The sequence below is a fragment of the Agarivorans sp. D1326 genome, from assembly GCF_056958115.1.
In genome coordinates, this window is sequence record NZ_JBTWEN010000017.1 from 1 (window position 1) to 25,460 (window position 25,460).

General features: G+C 44.2%; 25 protein-coding genes. 21 read left to right on the top strand and 4 right to left on the bottom strand.

Translation table 11 applies throughout. The annotated features are described in order from the left end of the window. Positions 1–281 precede the first annotated feature (281 nt). Complete coding sequence (locus tag ACYFDN_RS21050; protein ID WP_016403792.1) at positions 282–1,130, top strand: hypothetical protein; 849 nt, start codon at positions 282–284, stop codon at positions 1,128–1,130. 176 nt (positions 1,131–1,306) lie between these two features. After that, the gene (gene oxyR, locus ACYFDN_RS21055; RefSeq protein WP_016403791.1) at positions 1,307–2,197 is read left to right on the top strand and encodes a DNA-binding transcriptional regulator OxyR; all 891 of its coding nucleotides are present in this window, start codon (positions 1,307–1,309) and stop codon (positions 2,195–2,197) included. Here oxyR and ACYFDN_RS21060 read toward each other — a convergent pair. Beyond that, positions 2,194–4,770, bottom strand: coding sequence for a penicillin-binding protein 1A (locus ACYFDN_RS21060; protein WP_483512605.1), 2,577 nt, complete (start codon positions 4,768–4,770; stop codon positions 2,194–2,196). The genes oxyR and ACYFDN_RS21060 overlap by 4 nt on opposite strands. Positions 4,771–4,930: 160 nt before the next feature. Between ACYFDN_RS21060 and pilM the strand changes: the two genes are divergently transcribed. From pilM to ACYFDN_RS21105, 9 genes are all read left to right on the top strand, one after another. Next, a complete protein-coding gene (pilM, locus tag ACYFDN_RS21065; protein WP_483512607.1) occupies positions 4,931–6,007 on the top strand; it encodes a type IV pilus assembly protein PilM in 1,077 nt (358 codons plus the stop codon). Then, positions 6,000–6,575 carry a PilN domain-containing protein gene (locus ACYFDN_RS21070; protein WP_483512608.1) on the top strand — a complete coding sequence of 192 codons (576 nt, stop codon included), beginning with the start codon at positions 6,000–6,002 and terminating at the stop codon, positions 6,573–6,575. The genes pilM and ACYFDN_RS21070 overlap by 8 nt, the downstream gene beginning before the upstream one ends. Further along, positions 6,575–7,171, top strand: coding sequence for a type IV pilus inner membrane component PilO (locus ACYFDN_RS21075; RefSeq protein WP_483512609.1), 597 nt, complete (start codon positions 6,575–6,577; stop codon positions 7,169–7,171). The genes ACYFDN_RS21070 and ACYFDN_RS21075 overlap by 1 nt, the downstream gene beginning before the upstream one ends. Then, positions 7,171–7,695, top strand: coding sequence for a pilus assembly protein PilP (locus tag ACYFDN_RS21080; protein ID WP_483512610.1), 525 nt, complete (start codon positions 7,171–7,173; stop codon positions 7,693–7,695). The genes ACYFDN_RS21075 and ACYFDN_RS21080 overlap by 1 nt, the downstream gene beginning before the upstream one ends. Before the next feature lie 10 nt (positions 7,696–7,705). After that, positions 7,706–9,778, top strand: a complete 2,073-nt coding sequence (locus ACYFDN_RS21085) for a type IV pilus secretin PilQ (RefSeq protein WP_483512611.1) — start codon at positions 7,706–7,708, stop codon at positions 9,776–9,778. A gap of 170 nt (positions 9,779–9,948) precedes the next feature. Continuing rightward, a complete protein-coding gene (gene aroK / locus ACYFDN_RS21090; protein WP_040307650.1) occupies positions 9,949–10,464 on the top strand; it encodes a shikimate kinase AroK in 516 nt (171 codons plus the stop codon). 7 nt (positions 10,465–10,471) lie between these two features. Then, positions 10,472–11,548 carry a 3-dehydroquinate synthase gene (gene aroB / locus ACYFDN_RS21095; protein ID WP_483512612.1) on the top strand — a complete coding sequence of 359 codons (1,077 nt, stop codon included), beginning with the start codon at positions 10,472–10,474 and terminating at the stop codon, positions 11,546–11,548. A gap of 11 nt (positions 11,549–11,559) precedes the next feature. Next, positions 11,560–13,038 carry an AAA family ATPase gene (locus ACYFDN_RS21100; RefSeq protein WP_483512613.1) on the top strand — a complete coding sequence of 493 codons (1,479 nt, stop codon included), beginning with the start codon at positions 11,560–11,562 and terminating at the stop codon, positions 13,036–13,038. A gap of 2 nt (positions 13,039–13,040) precedes the next feature. Continuing rightward, a complete protein-coding gene (locus tag ACYFDN_RS21105) occupies positions 13,041–13,856 on the top strand; it encodes a Dam family site-specific DNA-(adenine-N6)-methyltransferase (protein ID WP_016403781.1) in 816 nt (271 codons plus the stop codon). 6 nt (positions 13,857–13,862) lie between these two features. Here ACYFDN_RS21105 and ACYFDN_RS21110 read toward each other — a convergent pair whose 3' ends face one another. Then, a complete protein-coding gene (locus ACYFDN_RS21110; RefSeq protein WP_016403780.1) occupies positions 13,863–14,030 on the bottom strand; it encodes a DUF2970 domain-containing protein in 168 nt (55 codons plus the stop codon). Positions 14,031–14,162: 132 nt separating this feature from the next. Between ACYFDN_RS21110 and rpe the strand changes: the two genes are divergently transcribed. From rpe to ACYFDN_RS21155, 9 genes are all read left to right on the top strand, one after another. Further along, positions 14,163–14,840: a ribulose-phosphate 3-epimerase gene (rpe, locus tag ACYFDN_RS21115; protein WP_040307653.1), complete on the top strand. Its 678-nt coding sequence runs from the start codon at positions 14,163–14,165 to the stop codon at positions 14,838–14,840. Positions 14,841–14,850: 10 nt separating this feature from the next. Beyond that, positions 14,851–15,546 carry a phosphoglycolate phosphatase gene (locus ACYFDN_RS21120; protein WP_483512614.1) on the top strand — a complete coding sequence of 232 codons (696 nt, stop codon included), beginning with the start codon at positions 14,851–14,853 and terminating at the stop codon, positions 15,544–15,546. A gap of 30 nt (positions 15,547–15,576) precedes the next feature. Continuing rightward, a complete protein-coding gene (gene trpS / locus ACYFDN_RS21125) occupies positions 15,577–16,581 on the top strand; it encodes a tryptophan--tRNA ligase (RefSeq protein ID WP_483512615.1) in 1,005 nt (334 codons plus the stop codon). Positions 16,582–16,715: 134 nt separating this feature from the next. Next, entirely contained in the window at positions 16,716–17,624 is a 909-nt protein-coding gene (locus tag ACYFDN_RS21130) for a cation efflux transmembrane domain-containing protein (protein WP_483512616.1), read from the top strand. Positions 17,625–17,725: 101 nt separating this feature from the next. Beyond that, on the top strand, positions 17,726–18,310 hold the full coding sequence (locus tag ACYFDN_RS21135) for an anthranilate synthase component II (RefSeq protein ID WP_483512626.1): 585 nt from the start codon (positions 17,726–17,728) through the stop codon (positions 18,308–18,310). A 290-nt stretch (positions 18,311–18,600) separates the two neighbouring features. Next, positions 18,601–19,812, top strand: coding sequence for an aspartate aminotransferase family protein (locus ACYFDN_RS21140; RefSeq protein ID WP_152783476.1), 1,212 nt, complete (start codon positions 18,601–18,603; stop codon positions 19,810–19,812). 115 nt (positions 19,813–19,927) lie between these two features. Further along, positions 19,928–20,959: an arginine N-succinyltransferase gene (astA, locus tag ACYFDN_RS21145; protein WP_483512617.1), complete on the top strand. Its 1,032-nt coding sequence runs from the start codon at positions 19,928–19,930 to the stop codon at positions 20,957–20,959. A gap of 39 nt (positions 20,960–20,998) precedes the next feature. Continuing rightward, complete coding sequence (gene astD / locus ACYFDN_RS21150) at positions 20,999–22,468, top strand: succinylglutamate-semialdehyde dehydrogenase (RefSeq protein ID WP_483512618.1); 1,470 nt, start codon at positions 20,999–21,001, stop codon at positions 22,466–22,468. Between the two features lie 10 nt (positions 22,469–22,478). Beyond that, positions 22,479–23,273, top strand: a complete 795-nt coding sequence (locus ACYFDN_RS21155; RefSeq protein WP_483512619.1) for a 2-oxoadipate dioxygenase/decarboxylase family protein — start codon at positions 22,479–22,481, stop codon at positions 23,271–23,273. Positions 23,274–23,325: 52 nt separating this feature from the next. Here the strand turns inward: ACYFDN_RS21155 and crp are convergent, their stop codons facing one another. After that, the gene (gene crp, locus ACYFDN_RS21160; protein WP_016403770.1) at positions 23,326–23,964 is read right to left on the bottom strand and encodes a cAMP-activated global transcriptional regulator CRP; all 639 of its coding nucleotides are present in this window, start codon (positions 23,962–23,964) and stop codon (positions 23,326–23,328) included. A gap of 211 nt (positions 23,965–24,175) precedes the next feature. Here crp and ACYFDN_RS21165 point away from each other — a divergent pair, with 211 nt between their 5' ends. Then, positions 24,176–24,580 (top strand): OsmC family protein, encoded by a 405-nt coding sequence (locus ACYFDN_RS21165; protein WP_016403769.1) that lies wholly within the window; start codon positions 24,176–24,178, stop codon positions 24,578–24,580. A gap of 1 nt (position 24,581) precedes the next feature. Here the strand turns inward: ACYFDN_RS21165 and ACYFDN_RS21170 are convergent, their stop codons facing one another. After that, entirely contained in the window at positions 24,582–25,451 is an 870-nt protein-coding gene (locus tag ACYFDN_RS21170) for a phosphoribulokinase (RefSeq protein ID WP_016403768.1), read from the bottom strand. Positions 25,452–25,460 lie beyond the last annotated feature (9 nt).

Sequence of the window (25,460 nt, forward strand, 5' to 3'; positions counted from 1 at the left end):
TAGGTGCGGGTGTTGTAGCTAAAATCTTCGAATAAGAAGAGTAGCACAGCAGAAAAAAGGTCGCGTAAGCGGCCTTTTTTGTTTTAGTGCACCAAACCTTACCGTGCCCCTGCATATATTAGCCCATTCAAGTTAGAAAAATTGACCACCTTCAACATTAATAAAAATAATCTCTCTATAACTAATGACTTTCTACTTAAAAGTATTAAGGTCACTTAATTAAATGATATTATTGGCGAATATGTCATTTATTATTGAATTTTTGCTGACAAGGAAGCGGTATGTTTAAAGGACGTAAGATAAAACTTGCTATGGCATTTTTAGTGTCGTTTAGTTTATTTGGGTGTGGAGGTGATGGTAGCGTTGCTTTAGATGGAAGTAATTCAACAGCTGATGAAAACAATGCATCGACGATACCTACTAGTGCGGCATTTCTGAATCTATACATTAACCCTTATGATGCAGAGTACTCTCTTCCTCTTGACCTTTATTATAGTTACGTTAACACCCCCAGTAGTTTAATTGGTGAAGGCGTTGCCTACGCAAATCATAATGGTGAGTTTGTTAATTTTGATAGCTGGGAAGAAGATATATCCTCTAAAAGTGTTGTGTTTACTGCTTATGACTCAAACGCTGGGACGATTGTTGGTCAAGCTGGTTCAACTTTTACGATTAGCTCAAATAGTCGAAACTGGATATACGCATACGGTTATATAGGTAGTAATAAAGGTCTCCGTTTAGCGAAAGTACCTTTTCAAGGCTCTAGACCTTCTAACGTGAGCGTTAATGTACGTCTACTTAACGTTTATAGTTATGCTGATTATGAAGGCCCTCTCGACTTCTATATGACCAAAGAAGATGGTGGAGAACTGGTTTTGGTAGCTAGCAGCGTAGCTGTTGGGGAATATAGTAGTGCTATCAATGTACCTGCTCACCCTTATAGCAACCAATTTGCTGTAGTGCCTGCAGGAGACAGCTTACCAGCCGACCCAGAAACAGCTTTATTTTATACAGACTTTAATGACGGTGTTGGCTTAAATGGTGGCAATAACTACATCATGCTGCCAGTGTTGCAGCCAACAGGTAAGCAATTGCTTCCACAGTTAGAGTTTGTTATCGAAAAAACCTAAGTTTTATTTCTCTAAGGCTCTAAAGCTCTCGGGCATTAGAGCTTCCTTATCTTTCTCCTGAAGCTGGTCTCTGCTTTTCCAGTTTAATTAATCTCTTTTCGATAATTGTTACACTAGTGAAGATATTGATTTAGGATCTTTAAATAGAGATTTTAGTAAAACACTGGGGATATCTTTTGAATTTAAGAGATTTGGAGTATTTAGTCGCTTTGCAAGAGCAGAAGCATTTTCGCAAAGCGGCTGAAAAATGTTTTGTTAGCCAACCTACCTTGAGTGGGCAAATAGCTAAGTTGGAAGAAGAGCTTGGTTTATTGCTTATTGAACGTACTTCGCGCAAAGTGATATTCACTCATGCTGGTGATGAGTTAGCAGCCAAAGCTAGAGTCATCTTGCTCGAAGTAAAGGGCCTTAAAGACATGGCTAAGAGCTTTCAGGCTCCGATGGCTGGGCCACTACATGTTGGCCTAATTCCTACCGTGGCTCCTTATTTATTGCCTAAGATTGTCCCGCATATTCGTTCAGAATTTAGCGAAATGGAACTATTCCTTTATGAAGAACAGACCAATGTACTGTTGCAGAGGTTAGAAGAGGGAGAGCTAGACTGCCTTCTGCTTGCCTATCTTCCAGAAATGGATCGCTTTGGAGCCATCGATCTGTTTGATGAGCCGCTAATGCTTGCTATGCCCTCTAACCATAAGTGGCAGCAGCAAAATGAGGTGGAGCTTTCAGAGCTCAGTGGTGAGCAGGTACTAATGCTAGAAGATGGTCACTGTCTACGCGACCAAGCAATGGGCTACTGTTTTGCTGCCGGCGCAAAAGAAGATACTAGCTTTAAGGCGACGAGTTTGGAGACTTTGCGTCATATGGTGGCTGCAGGTATGGGAATTACCTTGCTACCGCAGTTAGCTATTCCTGATACTGAAGAACAAAGCGGTATCTGCTATCGAAGATTTAGTTCGCCTGAGCCGAGCCGCCGAATAAGTTTGCTATATCGCAATAACTCTGTTCGGCGTCCCTGCTTTAACCAGTTGGCTAAGTTGATTCAACAGCATTCTGCGCTGTCTTAAAATAGCTCTTCTTCACTATCGAACACTGAGTTAACAGATTGTTTTACATATTCTGTTGGCTCGGTGCCTTCCTCAAAAAATTCAAAGCGGGTGGTATGGTCACTAGATCTAGTGAGTAAGCCTGTCGTGCGATCAATACGAACCGTTGAAACATTTCGTGGGGCTTGCCAAGCTTGTTCTGGTACACCTGCTAAACCTACTTCCATAAAATCTATCCAAGCAGGTAGAGCTGTTCGTGCGCCAAATTCCTTTCCAGTAACCTGGTTTTTGTCTAAATTGGCATTATAAGACGCTTCACCAAGCTCACGGTTAAAGTCGTCAAAGCCTATCCAAGACGTAACGACCAAGTCGGGACCAAAGCCAGAGAACCAAGCATCCTTAGCATCATTGGTGGTACCGGTTTTGCCAGCAATGTCTCGACGTTTTAAGGCCCTTGCTGCGCGCCAACCGGTGCCGTTCCAACCGGTTTTATGTGCCCAACTCCCGCCGCCCCAAACCGCGCTGTTCATAGCTTGAGACACCAAAAAGGCGTTTTCGGCACTGATGATTCTTGGTGCTAAATCGCTTTCATCAGCAAAAGAGATATCACATTGCTTCAACGGGTCGCCGGCTTGGTTCAATAGCTCTTCAAGTTTTGGCGCTTTATCAATGATCTCAAAACAACTATCACAGGCTACCTTAGGCACCTGTTGAAATATTATGTTGCCTTCACCGTCTTCGATTCGGTCAATAAAGTAAGGGCTTACTAGATAGCCCCCATTAGCAAATGAACCATAGGCGCTAGCCACTTGCATCGGAGTTAGCGATGCTGAACCTAGCGACAGAGATTCGTTTCGCGGTAATTCGTTTTTAGGAAACCCAAACTTTGCCAGGTGATCAATAATAGTATCCACACCTAGGTCTCGCATTAAGCGCACTGATACCACGTTTTTAGATTGGGCCAATGCAACTCTTAGGCGAATTGGTCCGTCGTATACAGGCGGCGAGTTTTTGGGTCTCCATGCTACTCCCATTGCCTTATCCCAGCGGTTAATAGGGGCATCATTCTCTAAACTCGCTAAGGTCATGCCTTGCTCAAATGCTGCAGAATAAAGGAACGGCTTTATATTTGAGCCCACTTGGCGGCTAGCCTGAGTGACCCGGTTAAATTTACTTTGATTAAAGCTAAAGCCGCCCACTAATGCTTCAATCGCGCCATCTAAAGGCGATATGGCAACTAATGCTGCGCCAGCATCAGGCAATTGAGAGAGTGAGTAGTGACTAACGCTTTGTTGTTCTGCGTCGTCACTCAAGGCTACATCGCTTACTTCAACAGTACTATTTACTTGAGTTGCGAGTGGCTCAACCCAAATCACATCACCTACATTAAGAATTTCTTGAGCAGACTTTGGTGCTGGACCTTGGCGAGTATCAGTTATGAAACGCCGAGCCCATTTCATATCATCCCAAGCAATTACGCCAAAAGAACCACCTTTTACAATCACCTTTGCCTGTTTATCTTCAATGCTGGTCACGGCCGCAGCCCGCAGCTTTCCATAGTTAGGTAGAGAGCTAAGTTGCTTAACTATCTCATCAGCGCTTAATTGGGCTTGTTCGGTTGTCCATAACTGTTTAACCGCTCCACGAAACCCGTGGCGTTGATCATAACTTTTTAAGTTAGTTCTTAGTGCTAGAGTCGCTGCATTTTGGCGTTTGGCACTGATTGTGGTGTAAACATCCATTCCGGTGGTATAAGCGTCTTCGCCAAATTGCTGCAGTATTTGCTGACGTACCATTTCTGCTAAGTATGGTGCCGCTAAAGTAATCTCAGCCCCATGGTAAGTCGCTGTCATTGGCGCTTGGCTGGCTTCATCAAAAGTCGCCTGATCAATGTAGCCGGTCTCTAACATGCGCCCTAATACAACGCGGCGGCGGTCTTTGGCCCTTTCGGGCGAGCGAATAGGGTTTAATGCCGAAGGGGCTTTGGGTAAGCCTGCAATTACCGCAATTTGTGGCAGGGTAAGCTGGTCTACGGTTTTTCCATAGTAAACCTGCGCTGCTGCGCCTACGCCAAAAGAGCGATAACCTAAAGGGATCTTATTCAGATAAAGCGCCAAGATTTCATCTTTAGATAGCTCTTGTTCAATTTTTATTGCTAAAAAGATCTCTTTGATCTTTCGTATGTAGGTTTTTTCTCGGGTTAAAAAGAAATTTCGCGCCACCTGTTGGGTAATGGTACTCGCCCCTTGGCTTTTTTCTCCCGTGGCGATTAAGTTAACCGCTGCACGAGTAATGCCGATAGGGTCAATACCTGGATGAGAATAGAATCGAGCATCTTCAGTAGCGAGAAATGCTTGTAACATTTGTTCAGGCACTTCTTCAATTTGTAGAGGGATCCGTCTTTTTTCACCAAATTGGGAAATTAATTCCCCGTCAGCGCTAAACACTCGCATTGGAGTTTGCAATTGCACATCGCGTAAGGTTGAGACGTCTGGTAGTTGTGGCGCAAAATAAAAATATAGTGCGGTGATGGCTGCTAAGCCTAAGCTTGTTCCCAAGAAAACTAAAAATAACAGTCTTTTAAGCCATTTCATTCCGAATTTTGCACTCTGTATCTAAAGAATCGCCGATTATATCGTCAAATTGTGACCTGTTTCGACAACTTTCTTAATAACTATTAGCACCTAAATCAATAACCCGTTATTCTGCAACAACAGGTAACTGTTTAAATTTAAAAAAGATAGTTGGCGAGTCATGGTACTAGGGATAGGTAAAAAAACATCGACTGCTCTACTAGGGATCGACTTTGGTTCTTCCACCATTAAAGGACTTTTACTTTCTAAATCCTCAAAAGGTTTAAAAGTTGAGTCTGTGGCCGAAGTCGAAACACCGGTAGGCGCATTAGTTGATAACCAAGTTGTTTCTCCGGAAGAGATTACTGAATCTTTGCGTGAATTAAGGCGAAAGCTCCCTTCACGCAACCGTCAGGTTGCGACCGCAGTCGCAGGTAGTCATGTAATTACTAAAGTAATTTACATGGACAGTAGTTTGTCTGAATTAGAGTTAGAGACTCAAGTTGAACTTGAAGCTGAAAACTCAATTCCATTTCCTATTGATGAAATTAGTCTTGATTTTGAAGTGTTAGGTATTAACGAAAGTGAACCTAACCGTAATAACGTATTGCTTAGTGCTGCGCGCACTGAGGCGGTAAGCATTCGTGCCGAAGTATTGGCAAATGCAGATTTTGACGCAAAAGTTGTCGACGTAGAGTCTCATGCTCTAGGGCGGGCTTGGAATTTTGTACTAAACCAACAAGACGAAGAACTTGATGAAAACAAAATCATTGGTCTGGTCGATATTGGTGAAACTACACTAAACTTCGCTATTTTGGATAAAGGCGAGGTGGTATATAACCGGGCGCAAAACTTTGGTGGGGCGCAATATACCCAACAAATTGCTAGCTTCTATAGTTTGAGTATCGAAGAAGCCAAAGAGATGAAGGTAAGTGGTCGCTTACCTGAAAACTATGAGATAGATGTTTTTGCTCAGTTTGTTAGCGGTGTCATTCAGAATGTACGTCGTCAGGTGTCCTTGTTTTTAAGTTCAAGTGGTTATAAGTCGCTGGATGCGATTGCGGTAAGTGGCGGTAGTGCTTTATCGAATGAGCTAGTGTTTCAAATGCAGACTGACTTAGAAATGCCAGTCATAAAGGCGCAGCCTTTTAACGATTGCTTATTTGATCGCTCTGTTGATCGAGAGCGGCTTTGCCAGGAAGGCGGAAAATATATGGTAGCCCTAGGCTTAGCGTTAAGGAGTTTTGATAATGTCTAACATTAACTTACTGCCTTGGCGTGAAGAGGTCAAAAGCAAACAAAAACGCGAGTTTTGGGTAGCTCTAGCCTCATCAGCTGGTATCACTGTGTTAGCACTGTTGTTGGTGCAAAACTATTACACTGGCTTGCAAGATAAACAAAGTGCTCGAAATCAATTCTTAGAAAAAGAAATTGCCATTTTGGACCATCAAATTGGCGAAATTCGTAAGATTAAAAATCAGAAGCAAAGCCTTAAAGAACGTATCGCTCTTATTCAAACGCTGCAAGAAAGTCGAAATATCCCAACTAAGATTTTCAATAACTTGCCTTTGATTGCACCCGCTGGCGTATATCTAGATAGCTTAGCCTTTAAGGGCTCAGCAATTAATTTAGATGGTAAAAGTGAAGCGAATTACCGCGTAGCAAGCCTAATGCGTAATATTGAACAGCGCGTCTGGTTAGGAACGCCAAGCATTCGATCTATCGTTGCCTTACCGGGTAAACAAGCGGATATGGAACTCAGTAAGTTCCAGCTAAACTTTGCGGTTAATCTAGGCCTTCCTAATGAAAAAAAGGAGGCTAAGTAATGGATTTACAAGAGCTTAATGAACTCGACTTAGAAAGCATAGGTACTTGGCCTAAGCTGGCTAAAATCGTTTTTGTCGTCGTAGTCTGTGGTTTGATCACCGCTGGGTACTATTACTATCAAATCGCCGATGAAAAAACCAAGCTGGTTCAGCTTGAGGCGAAAGAGCAAGAGTTGCGACAAAAATTTGAAGTTAAAGCAGCTTTAGCAGGCAACCTACCCGAGTACCAGAAGCAAGTAGAGGAAATGAAAAAGGCCTTTGCTTCTTTGCTTAAACAGCTTCCTGAAAAGCACGAAATTCCAGGTTTGTTAGACGAGCTTAGCTTTATTGGCATTGATAATGGGCTAGAGTTTCGCCGGATTAACTGGGAGCCAGAAGTTGAGCATGAGTTTTCCACAGAACTGCCAATTAAATTGGAAGTGAGTGGCAGCTATCACCAGCTTGGCGCCTTTGTTAGCGCTGTTGCAGCCTTACCACGGATCGTGATTTTGGATAACATCACCATGAAAAAACAAGGTGATAGCGGGACATTAAGTATGGCCATGTTAGCCAAAACCTACCGCTATAAAGAAAAACCGGCGGCGAAGGGGAAATGATGAGAGCACTAGCAATTGGATTAACCCTGCTTGCATTGTTTGGCTGTGAAGGTTCGAAAGACGATCTACAGCAATACGTAATGGAAGTGAAGGCGCGTAAAGTTCCGGTCAAAGAAGATGTACCTGAAATTAAACCTTTTGAGCATCTTGCTTATCAGGCGAGTGAACGGAGAAATCCATTTACTAGCCCTGCACCTGAAGCGGCTAATACCGCTTTAAGCACTGAGAAAGAATGTTCCTTAGCGCCAAACGCTGAACGCACTAAGCAAGCTTTAGAACAGTTTTCGCTGTCTAGCTTGACCATGCGAGGCATATTAGGTGATGGGCCCAGTCTTTGGGCGCTTGTTGAAGCGCCAGGTGGCGAGCTGTATCGCGTGAAGGAAGGCTACTACTTAGGGTTACATCATGGCGTAATCACTAAAGTAAGTGACTTAGGTTTAGATATTCAAGAAGTTGTTTCAGATGGCGAAGGCTGCTGGAACGAAAGAACTACTCAGCTTTCGCTCTCGAAAGCTGATCAATAGGGAAATAGGCATGAAGGGAAAGATGCTGCAAGGAGTATACAAAAGCGGCTTGGTGTTGGCTGGTGTGTTTTGTTGCATAACGCAGGCTTGGGCAAATGCTCAACTTATTCAATTAAATACCAACCCGATGGTTAAGGGGGCGGTGGAAATCGAACTGTTGTTTGATGGACCCGTGGAAAATGTCAGTGACCATCTCGAGTACTCTCCAAATCAACTTGTGATAGATGTGGCCAACGCAAGCTCGGCACTAAAAATTAACCCGTTACCAATTGATGGCGGCGGCGTTAAGCAAGTTCAGAGTTTACAAACTGAGTCTGGCTTACAGTTGGTACTGGCACTAGAGCGCTTGGTTCCATACCAAGTAAGTAAAGAGTCACAGCGCATTTTAGTTAAGCTTGGCGCTTTGCCTGTGGCCGCAGCTGCAGCACAAAGCACAGTTGATGATGCTTTCGAAAATGCTAGTCGCGTAGAGCATGCGACTATCAATACGGTACAAGGCATAGACTTTAGACGCGGTAAAGGCGGCTCTGGTCAGATTATGGTGGACCTCAATAACAGTTCTATAGCAGCTGATATTAAGCGTCGGGATAACAGCTTAATTGTTGATTTTTATAATACTGATATCGCAGAAGAAAACGTTTATGTCATGGACGTAAATGACTTTGCTACTCCAGTTGAGAGTGTTGAAGTATTTAAGCATGATGCCAAGGTTCAGCTTAAAATTGCTATCGACGGCGAATTTGATTATCGCTATGACCAATCAGGCGAGTTGTTCTTAGTTGAAGTTAAAAAGCTTGAGGCAGAAGAAGGCAGCATAGTTGAGTATCAAGGAAAACCTATTTCCCTGAACTTCCAAGATATTCCAGTGCGTACGGTACTGCAGTTAATCGCCGACTTTAACAAACTGAATTTGGTTACTACCGATTCTGTGCGCGGCAACATTACCCTACGTATGGATGATGTGCCTTGGGAGCAGGCGCTTGATATTATCCTTAAAGTCAAAGGCCTAGATAAACGCTTAGATAACAACGTATTGCTAATTGCCCCAGCTGCGGAGCTAGCAGAGCAAGAACGACAGCAACTAGAAAGTGCCCAGCAAGTGGCTGACTTAGCGCCACTCTACTCTGAGTACATTGAGGTAAATTATGCTAAAGCATCAGACTTGTCTGCACTGCTTAAGAGTGAGCAAACCTCTATGTTGTCTGAGAGAGGCTCTGTAGCGGTTGATGAGCGTACCAATACTTTGCTTATTAAAGACACTGAAGAGTCACTGGCCAATATTAAAACCATGGTTAAGAAACTCGATATTGCCGTTAAGCAAGTTGTTATCGAAGCACGTATGGTTACCGTAACCGATGATGTAAGTGAAGAACTAGGTATTCGTTGGGGCGTAACCAACTCAGGCTCTGTGGGCAGTAGCACTGGCATTACATCAGGTACGCTTGAGGGTGCTGATGATGTACTAGCAGGTAATACTCCTGATCTAGATGATCGCTTAAACGTTAACTTACCGGTTGCTGACCCAGCCGGTTCGATCGCGTTCCAAGTTGCTAAACTAGCCAATGGTCAGATTCTGGATTTAGAGCTTTCAGCACTAGAGCAAGAGAACAAAGGTGAAGTGATAGCCAGTCCGCGCATCACAACCGCTAACCAAAAAGCAGCATACATTGAGCAAGGTCGTGAGATCCCTTATGTAGAAAATGCCTCAAGTGGCGCTACGTCGGTTACCTTCAAAAAAGCGGTGCTAAGTTTACGGGTGACCCCGCAAATTACCCCCGACGGCAATGTGATTCTTGATTTAGTTATTACCCAAGATTCTGAAGGTGAAGCGGTGCTTACACCAACAGGCCCAGCTGTTGCGATTAACAAACAAGAAATTGGTACTCAGGTATTAGTTAAGAACGGTGAAACCATTGTGCTTGGTGGTATTTACCAACAGCAAAATGTTGACCGTGTGAAGAAGGTGCCAATTTTAGGTGACGTACCTGGCTTGGGTTACTTCTTTAGAACAACCTCTGAAAGCGTTAAAAAGAACGAGTTGTTAATCTTTGTAACGCCTCGAATCTTGCTCGACGCACTATAAACGCCCACCTCTTATCACTCCTATACCGAGTCATTCGGTATAGGAGTGATTTTGCTGTTGCCAAACTCCCGCTCAAACGAGATAATCGCGCCCTGATCTTTTTACTAAGGTTGGTACATCAGGTGCCCGCATTGCGGGGAGAAAATAGACAAAGACAAATTTGAAGAAGCATGGCTGAGAAACGAAATATCTTCCTTGTAGGACCAATGGGTGCTGGGAAAAGCACAATTGGTCGTCATTTAGCACAGCAGTTACATTTGCAATTTTACGATACCGATCAAGAGATTGAGCGCCGCACTGGTGCCGATATCGCTTGGGTATTTGACGTAGAAGGTGAAGCCGGATTTAGGGTTCGAGAAGAAGGTGTTATTGATGACCTTTCACAACTTCAAGGCATTGTATTAGCGACAGGTGGTGGCTCTGTAATTAGTAAAGAGAACCGCAATCATCTTTCTGCTCGTGGTATTGTTGTGTACCTTGAAACCACAATCGACAAACAGTTTGCTCGCACGCAACGCGATAAGCGTCGCCCACTGCTACAAACCGATGAGCCTCGCGAAGTATTAGAGAACTTGGCAGAAGAACGTAATCCAATGTACTCCGATGTCGCTGACTACACAGTGAAAACTGATGACCAAAGCGCAAAAGCAGTGGCAAACCAAATCATCGAATTATTAGGATTCTAAAATAACAATGGAATGTTTGACCGTTGCTCTAGGCGAGCGCAGCTACCCAATTAGTATTGGCCAAGGGTTACTAAACCAAGTTGACTTATTTAGTTCTGCGATTACCAGTAAAAAGGTAATGGTGGTTACAAATACTAAGGTTGCGCCGTTATATTTGGAGCAATTGTTGGTATGTTTAAGTCAGTATCAAGTGGATGTAGTAACCTTACCTGATGGTGAGCAATACAAAAACTTAGATACCCTAAACCAAATATTTTCTGAGTTATTAGCTCAGCAGCATAGCCGTGATACCACCATTGTTGCGTTGGGTGGTGGCGTTATTGGTGACATGGCCGGCTTTGCTGCTGCCTGTTATCAACGTGCAGTGCCTTTTGTTCAAGTGCCTACTACATTGTTATCACAGGTTGACTCATCAGTGGGCGGTAAAACAGCAGTTAATCATCCTTTAGGTAAAAACATGATAGGCGCGTTCTATCAGCCTAAAGCCGTGGTGATTGACATAAATTGTTTAGCCACTTTGGATAAGAGAGAGCTTGCCGCTGGCATGGCGGAAGTGATTAAGTATGGCATTATCTATGATGCAGAGTTTTTTGCATGGTTAGAGACCAATCTTGATCAACTTTTGGCGCTTGACCCAGAGTTAATGACACGAGCAATTGCGCGCTGTTGTGAAATTAAGGCTGAAGTAGTGGCCAAAGACGAAACCGAGCAAGGTATTCGTGCGTTACTAAACCTTGGTCATACTTTTGGCCACGCTATTGAAGCTGAGCAGGGTTACGGTGTTTGGTTACATGGTGAAGCCGTTGGCGCGGGTATGGTTATGGCCGCCGAAACTGCTGAGCTAGCGGGTATGATTGGTCAAGGTGAAGTAACGCGGATGCGGACTTTGATTGAACGTGCTGGTCTACCCATTGTGCCACCACAAGATATGGGCTTAGCTGAATTTATTCCACATATGATGCGTGATAAGAAAGTATTGGATGGAAAACTCCGTTTAGTTCTACCTAGCTCTATTGGTACAGCAGAAGTAGTTGATACAATTACTGAAAGTGATATAAAAACAGTTATCAATCGATTTCAATAAGGCAAATTTGAATGGTGGGAGTGCGGCGTGATGCCGAGTTTGCACAATTGCAAAGTCAATTGCGCTTACGCGATAGGCTGATCACTCAAATTCGCTTTAGCGCAAAGCTCATTTGCGTTAACGGAGAGGTTGGTTCTGGCAAGTCGTCAATGGCCAACTCCGTACTTGAAAGCGCTGCTTTTGCTAATCACGCCTTGGTAAGCGCTGCCAATGAGCAAGACGCTCGCTTACGCCGAGATTTATTGCAACAATTATTGAAAGACCCGCTGTTTAATCAAGACGATCCATTGTTCGACAGTTTTCAACGCAATGTAAAAGAAACCTCAGCACCGCTCATTATCATCATAGATGCAGCGCATAATGTGAGTGTAGAGCTACTAAACGAGTTGGTGGAGTTCTACCAGCATTACAATCAGTTGTATCAGCATGATTTATCATTAATACTGTTTGCCGAATCTAGTAGTAGTTTTAATGCGCAACTGGATGCGCTAAGCAACCAGGTTCTCAATTTTGATGTCCCGCCTTTAAATAATACTGAATCTTTCGAATTGGCTTCACTACTATTTAATCGTGCTGAGTATGTGGCGGAATTCGAGAACCAACAAGCAATTGAGCAACACATCGCCTCGGCGAAAGGAAATCCTCGTCTAATTTATCAGTTTGTCGATCAAATCGTTACCGGAGATATTCCCATGGCGGAAGCAAGTGCCCCAAATAGAAGTAAGTTATATATCGTTATTGCGGTGGTGTTATGTGCAGCGGTAGCCGGTTTACTGGTGCAAGTTATTAACGACTGGGGCGGTAATGAACAAAGCGATGACAGCCGTATTGCCTTAGCCTTAATGGAAGAACCTACCTTAGCCAATGGTAGCTCTCCAAGCCAAAGTGCTGCTAATGAATCACAACAAAATAGTCCAGAGTTCGCTGGTTCAAATAGTGAAGCAGACACGGCAGAGCTGCCGTCTCAAGATCTACCTAAAGAATTAGATTTAACCAGCCAAAGCTCAGAGTCAGAGTTGCGAGTAGTGGTTGAAGATGATGTGGTTAATAAGCTCCTGGCTGAACAAAGCCAGCCTAGTGAAGACACTGAGCTAGTCGCTCAAATTCAAGATAGTGGTAATTTGTTGGCGGAGTCTGCAGAAGAGGTAGCTGTTGAGCAAGTGCCTAGCGAAGTGACTCAAGAAGAAGTACCTATCAAAGTCACTAACGTAAAAGCTTTGTTGGATGCTAAACCAAGCAAGCGTTATACCCTGCAGTTAATGGCGCTAAATAATCGCGAAAAAGCGCAACAGTTTGTTTCGGCTCGACAGTGGGCACATGAGGTGTGGGTATACCGTTCAAGCGCCAATCCAAATGTTCCTTATAAAATTATTTATGGTGACTTTGCCACACGCGAAGAAGCCCAAGCCGCTCGTAATAGTTTAAAACAGCAAAATCTTGATTCTTTGATTAAGCAATTTAAACAGGTTCAGTTTGAATTGACTCAATAGTAATGAAGAAAACACGTGCTTTTTTAAAATGGGCTGGCGGAAAATACGGCTTAATTGAAGACATCCAGCAACAACTACCCGAAGGTGATTTGCTGGTAGAACCTTTTGTGGGCGCCGCATCGGTGTTTTTAAACACCGATTATCCCCGTTACTTATTGAGTGACATCAATCCCGATTTGATCAACATGTATCAGATATTGCAGCAACGCCCGCAGCAGTTCATTGATGATGCCAAGCACTACTTCACGCAAGAGTGCAATCAAAGCGAGTATTACTACCAGGTGCGTAAACGTTTTAATGCCACCAAAGACAGCTACCAACGTTCTTTAATGTTTTTGTATATGAATCGTCACGGTTATAACGGCTTATGTCGCTATAACCGAGGTGGTGGCTTTAACGTGCCCTTTGGTTCTTATAAGCGCCCTTACTTCCCTGAACAAGAGTTGGAGTTTTTTGCAGAGAAGTCGCAAAAGGCGGAGTTTCGTTGCTGTAGCTATGTGGAAACCTTTGCCGAGGTAAAGGCTGGCGATATAGTTTATTGCGATCCGCCTTATGCTCCGCTTAGCCCAACAGCCAGTTTTACCAACTACGCAAGTAAAGGCTTTAATCGAAGTGACCAAGAACGCTTAGGCGATTTAGCCATAGAGGCCCAGCAGCGGGGCGCTTCTGTATTGATTAGTAATCATGATTTACCGCTCACTCGCAGCATTTATCAGCATAGTGAATTGAGCCAACTAAGTGTGCGCCGAACCATTAGTCGTAAAGGGCAGCAACGAATGAAAGTTGCTGAGCTACTGGCTTATTATCAGGCCAATTAATTACCCTTAGGTAATTGCCGACACTAGCGCTGCTATCGCTAATACAAACAGCGTAACCATAATGATGCCAACTAGGATGAATTTCCACGCTTTGCCTTGGCTAAAGTCATGTTGGCGTTGCTTATCCGATTGAACACCAAACAATGCACCGAGAACACTTTTCAACACAGACATGATATTTCTGCCATTTGTTGCCCCTTTTGCTTAATAACTTCAGCATGACATAAAAACAATCTTTGTACAGAGATTGGATCACAGCACAAGCTGCGCTAAAATTGCGCACTTTCAAATCCAATGGTTAACCCAATGAGCAAACCTTTTTTAATTGCCCCTTCAATTTTAGCCGCAGATTTTGCCCGTTTGGGTGAAGAAGTGGATAACGTACTAGCTGCTGGTGCAGATGTAGTCCACTTTGATGTAATGGACAATCACTACGTACCTAATCTAACCGTTGGTCCAATGGTATGTAAGGCACTGCGAGACTACGGTATTACTGCACCAATTGATGTGCATTTAATGGTTAAGCCGGTAGATGCCATTATTCCTGAGTTTGCTAAAGCCGGGGCCAGCATGATTACATTTCATGCTGAAGCGTCTGAGCACATCGACCGCAGTTTACAGCTGATTAAAGAACATGGCTGTAAAGCAGGTTTAGTATTAAACCCTGCTACACCTCTACACTGTCTTGATTACGTAATGGATAAGCTAGACATGATATTGTTAATGTCGGTAAACCCAGGTTTTGGCGGTCAAAAGTTCATTCCAAATACTCTAGACAAACTGCGTGCTGTGCGTAAAAAGATTGATGAGAGTGGCTACGATATTCGTTTAGAAATTGATGGCGGTGTAACGCCAGACAATATTGCTGAAGTAGCACAAGCAGGTGCCGATATGTTTGTGGCGGGTTCTGCCATCTTCAATCAACCTGATTACAAAGCGGTAATCGATAAAATGCGTGCCGAACTGGCTAAAGTTGCTAATTAAGGTTAAACAAATGAGCCAATTACAAGCGGTAAAGTTAATTGCTTTTGATTTAGACGGTACCTTGGTAGACAGCGCACCTGATTTAGCCTTGGCTATTAATGCCATGCTGATGGACTTGGGGCGCGAGCAATTTCCAGAACAAACCGTTCGCCACTGGGTAGGCAATGGTGCCGAAGTGTTAATAAAACGCGCTTTATCTGGTTCATCTGCCATTTCTAGCGATATTGAAGAGAGCCTGTACTTAAAAGCGAAAGATTTGTTCGTTCAGCATTATTCAGAAAAACTGTGTGTCGCCAGCAAGCTGTATGATGGCGTTGCAGAGAGTTTAGAACAGCTTTCTAAGTTGAATGTGCCAATGGCTATTGTCACCAATAAACCTGGCGTATTCACTCAGCCGTTATTAGAAGCTTTAAACTTGGCACAATACTTTGACGTAGTATTATCGGGTGATTCTCTGCCACGTAAAAAGCCCGATCCACTGCCGCTGCAGCACTTAGTTGAGCGCTGCCAGGTTGAGATGGCAGATTTATTGATGGTGGGTGACTCAAAAAATGATATTCAAGCTGCAAAAGCGGCGGGTTGTCGCTCGCTAGGCTTGACCTATGGTTATAACTACGGTGAAGATATCGCACTTAGTGGCCCCGATTTTGTGGCTGACAGCCTAGTAACATTGCTTGAGTTAATTAAAGGCTCGGTAACGGCTTAAGCCCATAGTATTAGTTTTTATAGGAAGAACATGAGTAAACCGATTGTATTAAGTGGCATTCAGCCTTCTGGTTCATTAACCATTGGTAACTATATTGGGGCGATAAATCAGTGGATTGATATGCAAAATGACTACGATTGTCATTTCATGTTAGCCGACTTACATGCCATTACTGTTCGCCAAGAACCTAATCAGTTCACTAATCAAGTGTTAGATGGCTTAGCGATGTATATTGCCTGTGGTTTAGACCCAGACAAAAGCACCATTTTTGTTCAGTCGCAAGTACCTGAACATGCGCAACTAGCATGGGCCTTAAACTGCTATACGCAGATGGGCGAGTTGAATCGTATGACCCAGTTTAAAGACAAGTCGACTAAGTACGCCAACAATACTAATGCGGGTTTATATACTTATCCTGCGTTAATGGCCGCCGATATTTTATTGTATCAGGCTAATGCTGTGCCAGTAGGAGACGATCAAAAACAACACCTTGAGCTAACTCGTGATATCGCCCATCGCTTTAATAACCTTTATGGCGAGATCTTTACCGTTCCTGAACCATTTATTCCAAAATTTGGTGCGCGGGTTATGTCTTTGCAAGAGCCAACCAAGAAAATGTCTAAGTCTGACGACAACCCTAAGGCTTTCATTCTATTGAGTGACACGCCTAAACAGATCGCCAAGAAGATTAAAGCTTCGGTGACTGACTCTGATGAGCAGGCGCGTATCTACTTTGACCGCGATGAAAAGCCTGGTGTATCTAACTTGCTTACTTTGCAATCGGTGGCAACTGGTAAGTCAATTGATGACTTAGTAGCAAGCTACGAAGGTAAAATGTATGGTCACCTGAAGGTTGACACCGCTGACGCTGTGGTTGCGATGATGGAGCCTATTCAAGCGCGCTATCAAGCGCTACGAGAAGATGAGGCCGCTTTGCAGGCTATTATGGCTAAAGGCGCAGAACGTGCCAGTGAGCAAGCCAGTAAAACTCTACGCGCAGTTTATGATGTACTAGGTTTTATTAGTTTGAAGTAGCAGCGACTTAATTAACGAAAAGCCCAGCTAATTGCTGGGCTTTTTTATGTCTGTTACTACTAGTGGCATAGCTAAGTGCTTGCTAGTATCTATTTGTATATCAATGTGTTGATAACTGGCTCTGTGAGGAATAGATGGATCTTGAACGTAAAACCTTAGTTGTGTCGGCAATAATTGCTTTGCTGCTCGCTATGTGGGGCATAGCCATGGGAGTCTACACCGAATCTGGCGCTATTATGCTAGATGGCGTATTCAATCTATTATCCTCAGTTATGGCATTCATAGGTATCCGTATCGCCTACTTAACCAGCCAAAACTACAATGAACGTTTTCCGATGGGCTATTTTGCCTTCGAGCCCTTAATGGTCATGGTGAAAGGCATCTCGATTTTAGTATTGGTAGCATTTGCCTTATCAGCCAATTTGCAAACCATGCTAGCTGGAGGGCGAGAACCGCAAATAGGCATGATGTTAGTGTATGTGGTGCCGGCCGTGGCAGGATGTTTACTTGCCTGGTTTGTATGTTTGCGTAGCAATCAAAAACAAGCATCTAATTTACTCCTAGCGGAGCAGCAGGGGTGGTTAATCAACTCTGTGATCTCTGGTGCTATTGGCGTCGCGCTTATCATTGTGTTGTTGATCCAAGATAGCAGCATCGGCTGGATAGCCCGCTACGTAGACCAAATATTGGTAATTGTGTTCTCCTTGGTGTTTCTAAAAGATCCGTATTTATTGGTTAAAAACGGCTTTAAGGAGTTACTGCTTAGTGCGCCTGATGATGCCCACACTAAGCCGTTTTTAGCGGCACTTAATGAGCAATCTCTAATAGATGGTTTTAGTGTTGCTGATGCCATGGTAATGAAAACCGGTCGCAGATTTTGGGTAACTCTAGAGTTAGAATGCCAACAATCTCAACTTGCCCTTAGCGATTTAGTGCAGCAGCGTAAACAGCTGCGAGCATTAGCCAATCAGTTTTATGAGAATAACTACACTGAGATAGTATTTGTTGAGCCTAGAGCTTCGAGCGAAGACGCTGCAAGTTGAATTAAACTAAACTGCACCGAATAGTCGCTGTGTCGCCGTTTAAAATCGGCTACTATAGCGACTTTCTTGGTTTTGACTTATACACGGTTTGCTCAAGCTACATGTTACTTATCATCGACAATTACGACTCATTTACCTACAACCTATATCAATACTTTTCGCAGTTAGGTATTCAGGTTGAAGTGCGTCGTAACGATCAAATTACTCTAGAGCAAATTGAACTCTTAGCCCCCAGCCATTTGGTAATATCGCCTGGTCCCTGCTCGCCTAATGAGGCTGGTATATCTCTAGATGTGATTGCCAGGTTTGCTCAGCGCTTGCCTATTTTGGGGGTGTGTTTGGGTCATCAATGCATTGCGCAGCATTTTGGCGCACAGGTGGTGCGTGCAGCAGAAGCTATGCACGGCAAAGTGCGGCCCATTTATCATCAGCAGCAATCAGTATTTAAGGGCTTGGCTAATCCACAAATGGTAACGCGTTATCATTCTTTAGTGGTGGCGAAAGACAGCTTGCCAGAGTGCTTAGAAGTCACGGCATGGAGCCAAGATGGTGAGGGCGAAGCGCATGAAATTATGGGGCTAAAACACCGGGATTTACCGATCCATGCAGTGCAGTTTCATCCAGAAAGTATACTTACACAACAAGGTTTACAGTTATTAGCTAACTTTGTTGATTCTACAAAGTAGAACGTTTTAGATTCTATAAATGCTTATATAGTGATTTTATAGAATGAATAGATTGTGCATATTTATGCTGTAGTGGCTAAGTCTTTGGCTGTTTTCTGTCAGCTTAGCAATAATTGATTTAGAACTATGCACTGAATATGCGTAAAAATGGCCATATTTTGTATGGCTCAAAGGCACTATGCTCAGACAAGGCTCTTGAGATTTGCCATAATCGCCAAACTGTTTACAAACTATTAACCTTTCTGGCCCTGTATAACGGAATAGCCAGAAAGCTAAAAGGAGAACACTACATGTCACACGCTGTTACTCGCGCGCTATTCGATGAAGTTATGGTTCCAAACTATGCACCAGCGGCCATTATTCCGGTGAAGGGTGAAGGTTCGCGTTTATGGGATCAAGACGGTCGTGAGTATATCGACTTTGCTGGTGGTATCGCCGTTAACTGCTTAGGCCATTGTCATCCTGCGTTGGTGAAGAGCTTAACCGACCAAGGCAACTCACTGTGGCACTTAAGTAATGTACTCACTAATGAGCCAGCATTGCGTTTAGCCAAAAAATTGGTAGACAGTACCTTTTCTGAGAAAGTGTTCTTTTGTAATTCTGGCGCAGAAGCCAACGAAGCCGCACTAAAACTAGCGCGCCGTTATGCTATTGAGCATGGCTCTGCCGATAAAACCAAAATCATCGCTTTTGAACAAGGCTTCCATGGACGTACTTTCTTTACCGTAACCGTGGGTGGTCAAGCAACTTATTCAGACGGCTTTGGACCAAAACCCGGCGATGTAGAACACATTCCTTACAATGATCTTGCAGCCTTAGAAGCCATTATTGATGATCAAACCTGCGCGGTGATGATGGAGCCCTTGCAAGGTGAAGGCGGCATTATTAGCCCTGACTTAGAGTTTGCCCAAAAAGTACGTGAGCTATGTGATAAACACCAAGCATTGCTAATTTTTGATGAAGTGCAAACCGGTGTCGGCCGTACTGGCGAACTATACGCATACATGGGCTTAGGTGTAACGCCAGATATTTTAACCTCGGCTAAAGCCTTAGGCGGCGGTTTCCCAATTGGCGCGATGTTAACCACTACTGCTATTGCAGCTTCAATGAAAGTCGGCACCCACGGTAGCACCTATGGTGGTAACCCATTGGCTTGTGCCGTAGCCGAAACGGCTTTTGATATTGTTAATTCTGAAGAAGTGCTAAGTGGCGTTAAGCAACGTGAACAATGGTTTAGAGAAGCACTTAATCGCATCAACGAAAAGTATCAGGTATTTGCAGAAGTACGTGGTAAAGGCTTGCTGTTAGGTGCGGTATTAAATGAACAATACCAGGGCCGAGCTAGAGACTTCTTAGTAGCTGCAGCTGCAGAAGGCTTAATGGTTCTGGTTGCTGGTGCTAATGTTGTGCGTTTTACTCCTTCTCTTATTGTTCCTCAGGCAGACGTTGAATCAGGCATGCAGCGTTTTGAGCAAGCTGTTGCCAACGTGGTAAACGGCTAAATCAGTTGGGCTGAGGCCGTTAAAGGTTTCAGCCCAAGCAATACTTTTAATAAACACAAATAGTGGCTAATACTTAGCTACGGCTTCATGCTATTTAATAAAGGGAGAAATAGCCATGTTAGTTATCCGTCCTATTAAGGAAACGGATTACCCTGCCTTGTTACAAATGGCAGTGGGTTCGGGGATAGGCTTTACTTCTTTACCGGTAGACGAACCTTTATTGCGTGAAAAGCTCGCGCATTCTATTCGTTCGTTTGCTAGTGATATCGACCACCCTGGCGACCTGCATTATTTAATGGTGGCCGAAGAAACCGAAACTGGCGAAGTAGTGGGTACCAGCGCCATAGATGCCGCGGTAGGCATGGCCAGCCCATTTTATACTTATCATCTCGGCAAGGTTGTACATGCTTCACGTAGCCTAAATGTATACAACGTGGTGGAAACCCTCACCTTAACCAATGATTACACCGGTGTGACCGAGCTATGTACTTTATTTTTGCAAGAGTCTCACCGACAAGGCCAAAATGGTCGTTTATTGTCGAAGTGTCGCTTTTTGTTGATGGCCGAGCATCCGCAACGCTTTAACGACTCGGTTATTGCCGAAATGCGCGGCGTATCCGACGAGCAAGGCCGTTCACCTTTCTGGCAATGGCTGCAAGATAACTTCTTTAGTGTTGATTTCCCTACCGCCGATTACCTAACCGGTGTAGGTAAGAAAGAGTTTATTGCTGAACTCATGCCCAAGTATCCCATTTACGTCAATTTGCTTAGTAAAGAAGCGCAAGCTGTAATTGGTGAAGTACATGAAAAAACTCGACCGGCGCTGCGATTATTAGAGGCCGAGGGTTTCTGCAAACACGGTTATGTAGACATTTTTGATGCTGGCCCTACCGTTGAGTGTCCACTCAAGCTGATTGAGAGCGTGAAGCATTCCTTCAAAGTAACCGTACATATTGGACAACCTAGCGATGCAGCCGAAGAAATGCTGCTTACCAATGCGCGTTTAAAAGAGTTTAGAGCATGTGTTTCTCAGATAGAGTTAGATACCCAAAAATGCCACGCAGTGATTTCTAAAGAAGCTGCTATGGCCTTAGAGGTGACCGATGGTGAGCAAATTCGCATTGGCGCACTGCGTTTCGAACAATAATTTTGCCCACGGGCAGCAATAAAGGATTTGAGGTTGTAGATGGAACATTTAAATCAGTTTATTAACGGTCAATGGTTGGCTGGTGAGGGCGAGGCTTTTAACTCGATTGATCCGGCTAAAAATGTGTCGGTGTGGCAGGGTAAGTCAGCGCTTGCTAGTCAAGTAGATAACGCAGTAACAGCAGCACGAGACAGCCAATTTGCTTGGTACATGAGCGGTGTTGAGGCGCGCCTTGCAATCATCAAAAAATTTGCTGGCTTGCTTGAAGAAAACAAAGAAGCCTTAGCCTTGGTTATAGCTCAAGAAACGGGGAAACCTTTATGGGAAACTCGTACAGAAATTGCAGCCATGATCGGCAAGGCAGGCATTTCAGAGAAAGCCTATTTTGAGCGTACTGGCGAGTCAAGCTCTGAGCTGCCCATTGCAACTGCGGTATTGCGTCATAAGCCTCATGGAGTGGTTGCGGTTTTTGGTCCATACAACTTCCCGGGTCATTTACCTAATGGCCATATCATCCCAGCGTTGATCGCAGGCAATGCAGTGGTGCTTAAGCCTTCGGAGTTAACACCTAAGACATCTGAGCACGTTGTGAAGCTATGGCAACAAGCAGGTGTTCCCAATGGCGTAATTAATTTGGTGCAGGGTGAAGTAGCCACAGGTAAAGCTTTAGCGTCGCATTCAGGCATTGATGGCTTGTTCTTTACGGGCAGTTCTAATACTGGCCACGTTCTGCATCAGCAGTTTGCTAGCCAGCCAGATAAAATCTTGGCCTTAGAGATGGGGGGGAATAATCCCTTAGTTGTGGCTGAGGTTGATGATGTTGATGCCGCAGTTCACGATATTGTGCAATCAGCCTTTATCTCTGCAGGCCAGCGCTGCACCTGTGCACGCCGTTTGTATTTACCAAAAAACGAGCAAGCTGAGCAAATTCTAGAGCGTTTAGTATCTGTGACTAAGGCGATTGAAGTGGGTGACTACGATGCCGAGCAACAACCATTCATTGGTGCCATGATCAGTGCAAAAGCCGCTGCAGGAATGGTTAGCGCTCAAGAAAAGTTAACAGCATTGGGTGGCGAGTCTTTAGTAGAACTAGAGCAAGCAGATGCAGATAAGGGCTTTGTTAGCCCGGGCATTATTGAGGTGAGTGAAATAGCCGATTTACCCGATGAAGAATACTTTGGCCCTTTGCTGCAAGTTGTTCGTTATGACGATTGGGACAGTGCAATTGCTCAAGCCAATAACACCCGATACGGCTTATCTGCGGGTTTGTTAAGTAACGATGCCGCTCTGTGGGAGAACTTCCGCCACCGCATTCGAGCAGGTATTGTAAATTGGAATCGCTCAATTACTGGCGCTTCTAGCGCAGCGCCTTTTGGCGGAGTAGGGGCTTCGGGTAATCATCGCGCTAGCGCGAAGTATGCTGCCGATTATTGTGCTTACCCAGTGGCGTCGATGGAAGGTAAAGCCAGTGTAATGCCAGCAACCTTAAGTCCAGGCTTACACTTCTAAGGAGTTAGCGATGACTATCGATTTATTCTTTGAGCGTTTATGGCAACAGTATTTGGCGGTAACACCTAGCGCAGAGTCTATTCATGCCTTGCTGGGTGGCGGAGCTCCAATCGTTAATGATCACATTGCGGTGCGCACTTTTAATCTGCCTAATACCGGTGTAGAAGCGTTTGCCAAGCACTTGTTAGCAATGGGTTACGTTCAAGGTGGTACTTATCACTTTGCTAACAAGCACCTTGATGCGGCTCATTTTGAACATAGTGACCCAACCGTACCCAAGGTGTTTATTAGTGAGTTACAAGTCGAAAGCCTTTCTCCTCAAGCGCAAGCTATTGTTCAGCGTTTGGCCAGCCAAGTGAACGACGAGTTATATCAACGCCCAGAAGTATTCTTTTCTGGTCGACCTTGGCAGTTAAGCTATAGCGACTACCAAGCATTGCTCGCTGAAAGCGAATATGCCGCATGGTTAGCAGCCTATGGCTACCGCGCTAATCACTTTACCGTGTCGGTAAACCAGCTGGCGGGCTACCAAAGCCTACAAGCGGTTAATCAAAAATTGTTGGAAGCTGGCTTCAACTTAAATACGGTGGGTGGCGAGATTAAAGGGTCACCAGAAGTATTGCTTGAGCAATCTTCAACAATGGCCGATCAAACTGAGGTGGTGTTTAGTGACAGTAAACACAGCATACCCAGTTGTTTTTATGAGTTTGCGCTGCGTTATGCAAAGGCTGATGGCGAGTTGTACTCAGGCTTTGTAGAAGCGTCGGCAGATAAAATATTTAGTAGTACCGACAACCGTTCTTAAAAAACAAAAAAGCCGCATTAAGCGGCTTTTTATTTGAGCGATGGTGGTTTTATTAGCGTGTGCCGTAAACCACTATAGTTTTACCGTGTGCGGTAATTAACTCTTGCTCTTCTAGCATCTTAAGAATACGACCTACCGTTTCGCGAGAACAACCTACAATTTGGCCGATCTCTTGGCGAGTGATCTTAATCTGCATGCCATCTGGATGCGTCATAGCATCTGGCTGCTTAGCTAGGTTTAATAGCGTTTGAGCGATTCGACCAGTAACGTCTAAGAATGCTAAGTCACCTACTTTTTGGCTGGTGATTTGCAAACGGTTAGCCATTTGGCCCGAAAGGCGCATTAAGATTTCAGGGTTAACTTGAATTAGCTGACGGAATTTCTTGTAAGAAATCTCCGCTACCTCACAAGGACTTTTTGCGCGGATCCAAGCAGTACGAATTGGATTTTCAGTGTCTTCGAAAAGACCCAATTCACCCATGAAATCACCTTGATTCAAGTAAGACAAGATCATTTCCTTGCCTTCTTCATCTTTAATCAATACTGCCACTGAACCTTTTACAATGTAGTAAAGTGTTTCAGCTTTTTCGCCAGCATGAATCAAAGTACTTTTTGATGGGTACTTATGAATGTGACAGTGAGAAAGAAACCACTCCATCACCGGATCAGCTTGAGGTTTGCCAATTACCATATTAAAGAAATCCTCTGTCTTTATAATTGTTTGCTAGCTTTATAACACGCAAACTGTATTTATTTTAATAGTCGTCCATTCCGCCTCTAGCATAAAAGGCTTCGGGCTTTGCTGCAAGGCATTTATACGCCTTTAGTATGAGTCAAACGCTGGCCTTGAACCTTGACCTAGATTAAGCTGGTCGACGAAATATTCCCTAGGAGAATCTAACATGAAAGCGACCGTTTCGTGGTCTAAAGAACTGCAATTTATTGGAAAAAGTAGCTCAGGTCACCAAATTGAGATGGATGGTGATGGTGCAAAGGCTGCGGCAAGCCCTATGGAGTACGTTTTAATGGCGGCTGGTGGCTGTAGTTCGGTAGATATTATTTCTATTTTGAGTAAGGCTAGACAGCAAGTTACTGATTGTACAGTTAATCTCGATTCTGAGCGGGCAGAAGGCACGCCGCGAGTATTTACCAAAATTCACCTCGAATTTGTGGTTACCGGGGTTGATTTAAGTGAAAAGCATGTGGCACGCGCAGTGCAATTAAGCATGGAGAAGTACTGTTCTGTGTCGCTAATGTTGAGTAAAAGCTGTGAAGTAAGCCACAGCTATCGTATTGAATCTGCTTAACTTAGCGAATTTTTCCTGTCTCTAATAGTTGCTGAATCATTGGCGACAGGATTAACTCCATGGCAAAACCCATTTTCCCGCCAGGTACCACAATGGTGTTTTGCCGTGACATATAAGCACCATCGATCATTTGCAATAAAAATGGAAAGTCGACATTTTTTAGGCCGCGAAAACGAATAACCAACATGCTTTCATCTAGGGTTGGAATGCTTTTAGCGCTAAATGGGTTAGAGGTATCTACCGTGGGGACGCGCTGAAAGTTGATATGAGTGCGAGAGAATTGAGGGGTGATGTAGTTAATGTAGTCATCCATCGAACGTACGATAGATTCTTGCACTGCTTCGCGAGAATGGCCTCGCTCGGTGGTATCTCGCACCAGCTTTTGAATCCACTCTAAGTTTACAATCGGCACCATACCGATGAGCAAGTCAACTTTAGAGGCTACGTTTTTATCATCGTAGGCCACACCGCCGTGTAAGCCTTCATAAAACAGTACATCGGTGTCTTCGGGTAAATCTTGCCAAGGCGTAAAGGTACCCGGCATTTGGTTGTAAGGTACTGCTTCATCAAAGGTATGCAGATAACGACGATATTGGCCGGTGCCAGTTTCGCCATATTGCTTGAAGAAGTCGTACAGCAAATTAAAGTCGTTAGCTTCGGGGCCAAAATAGCTAATATGCTTACCATGTTCGCGAGCTTTACGAATAGCCACATCCATTTCTGGGCGAGTGTAACGGTGAAAGCTGTCCCCTTCGATAAAGGCTGCGTTTAGCTTGTGCTGCCTAAACAGATGAGCAAATACTTCGCTGGTGGTTGATGTTCCAGCGCCTGATGAACCGGTAACCGCAATAACGGGATGCTTAGCTGACATAGTGGCCTT

What these genes read in the sequence shown, in the direction of transcription:
- ACYFDN_RS21050 (WP_016403792.1), top strand. Translation starts at nt 282, where the DNA reads ATGTTTAAAGGACGTAAGATAAAACTTGCTATGGCATTTTTAGTGTCG.
- ACYFDN_RS21060 (WP_483512605.1), bottom strand. Translation starts at nt 4,770, where the DNA reads ATGAAATGGCTTAAAAGACTGTTATTTTTAGTTTTCTTGGGAACAAGC.
- pilM (WP_483512607.1), top strand. Translation starts at nt 4,931, where the DNA reads ATGGTACTAGGGATAGGTAAAAAAACATCGACTGCTCTACTAGGGATC.
- ACYFDN_RS21070 (WP_483512608.1), top strand. Translation starts at nt 6,000, where the DNA reads ATGTCTAACATTAACTTACTGCCTTGGCGTGAAGAGGTCAAAAGCAAA.
- ACYFDN_RS21075 (WP_483512609.1), top strand. Translation starts at nt 6,575, where the DNA reads ATGGATTTACAAGAGCTTAATGAACTCGACTTAGAAAGCATAGGTACT.
- ACYFDN_RS21080 (WP_483512610.1), top strand. Translation starts at nt 7,171, where the DNA reads ATGAGAGCACTAGCAATTGGATTAACCCTGCTTGCATTGTTTGGCTGT.
- ACYFDN_RS21085 (WP_483512611.1), top strand. Translation starts at nt 7,706, where the DNA reads ATGAAGGGAAAGATGCTGCAAGGAGTATACAAAAGCGGCTTGGTGTTG.
- aroK (WP_040307650.1), top strand. Translation starts at nt 9,949, where the DNA reads ATGGCTGAGAAACGAAATATCTTCCTTGTAGGACCAATGGGTGCTGGG.
- aroB (WP_483512612.1), top strand. Translation starts at nt 10,472, where the DNA reads ATGGAATGTTTGACCGTTGCTCTAGGCGAGCGCAGCTACCCAATTAGT.
- ACYFDN_RS21100 (WP_483512613.1), top strand. Translation starts at nt 11,560, where the DNA reads ATGGTGGGAGTGCGGCGTGATGCCGAGTTTGCACAATTGCAAAGTCAA.
- ACYFDN_RS21105 (WP_016403781.1), top strand. Translation starts at nt 13,041, where the DNA reads ATGAAGAAAACACGTGCTTTTTTAAAATGGGCTGGCGGAAAATACGGC.
- ACYFDN_RS21110 (WP_016403780.1), bottom strand. Translation starts at nt 14,030, where the DNA reads ATGTCTGTGTTGAAAAGTGTTCTCGGTGCATTGTTTGGTGTTCAATCG.
- rpe (WP_040307653.1), top strand. Translation starts at nt 14,163, where the DNA reads ATGAGCAAACCTTTTTTAATTGCCCCTTCAATTTTAGCCGCAGATTTT.
- ACYFDN_RS21120 (WP_483512614.1), top strand. Translation starts at nt 14,851, where the DNA reads ATGAGCCAATTACAAGCGGTAAAGTTAATTGCTTTTGATTTAGACGGT.
- trpS (WP_483512615.1), top strand. Translation starts at nt 15,577, where the DNA reads ATGAGTAAACCGATTGTATTAAGTGGCATTCAGCCTTCTGGTTCATTA.
- ACYFDN_RS21130 (WP_483512616.1), top strand. Translation starts at nt 16,716, where the DNA reads ATGGATCTTGAACGTAAAACCTTAGTTGTGTCGGCAATAATTGCTTTG.
- ACYFDN_RS21135 (WP_483512626.1), top strand. Translation starts at nt 17,726, where the DNA reads ATGTTACTTATCATCGACAATTACGACTCATTTACCTACAACCTATAT.
- ACYFDN_RS21140 (WP_152783476.1), top strand. Translation starts at nt 18,601, where the DNA reads ATGTCACACGCTGTTACTCGCGCGCTATTCGATGAAGTTATGGTTCCA.
- astA (WP_483512617.1), top strand. Translation starts at nt 19,928, where the DNA reads ATGTTAGTTATCCGTCCTATTAAGGAAACGGATTACCCTGCCTTGTTA.
- astD (WP_483512618.1), top strand. Translation starts at nt 20,999, where the DNA reads ATGGAACATTTAAATCAGTTTATTAACGGTCAATGGTTGGCTGGTGAG.
- ACYFDN_RS21155 (WP_483512619.1), top strand. Translation starts at nt 22,479, where the DNA reads ATGACTATCGATTTATTCTTTGAGCGTTTATGGCAACAGTATTTGGCG.
- crp (WP_016403770.1), bottom strand. Translation starts at nt 23,964, where the DNA reads ATGGTAATTGGCAAACCTCAAGCTGATCCGGTGATGGAGTGGTTTCTT.
- ACYFDN_RS21165 (WP_016403769.1), top strand. Translation starts at nt 24,176, where the DNA reads ATGAAAGCGACCGTTTCGTGGTCTAAAGAACTGCAATTTATTGGAAAA.
- ACYFDN_RS21170 (WP_016403768.1), bottom strand. Translation starts at nt 25,451, where the DNA reads ATGTCAGCTAAGCATCCCGTTATTGCGGTTACCGGTTCATCAGGCGCT.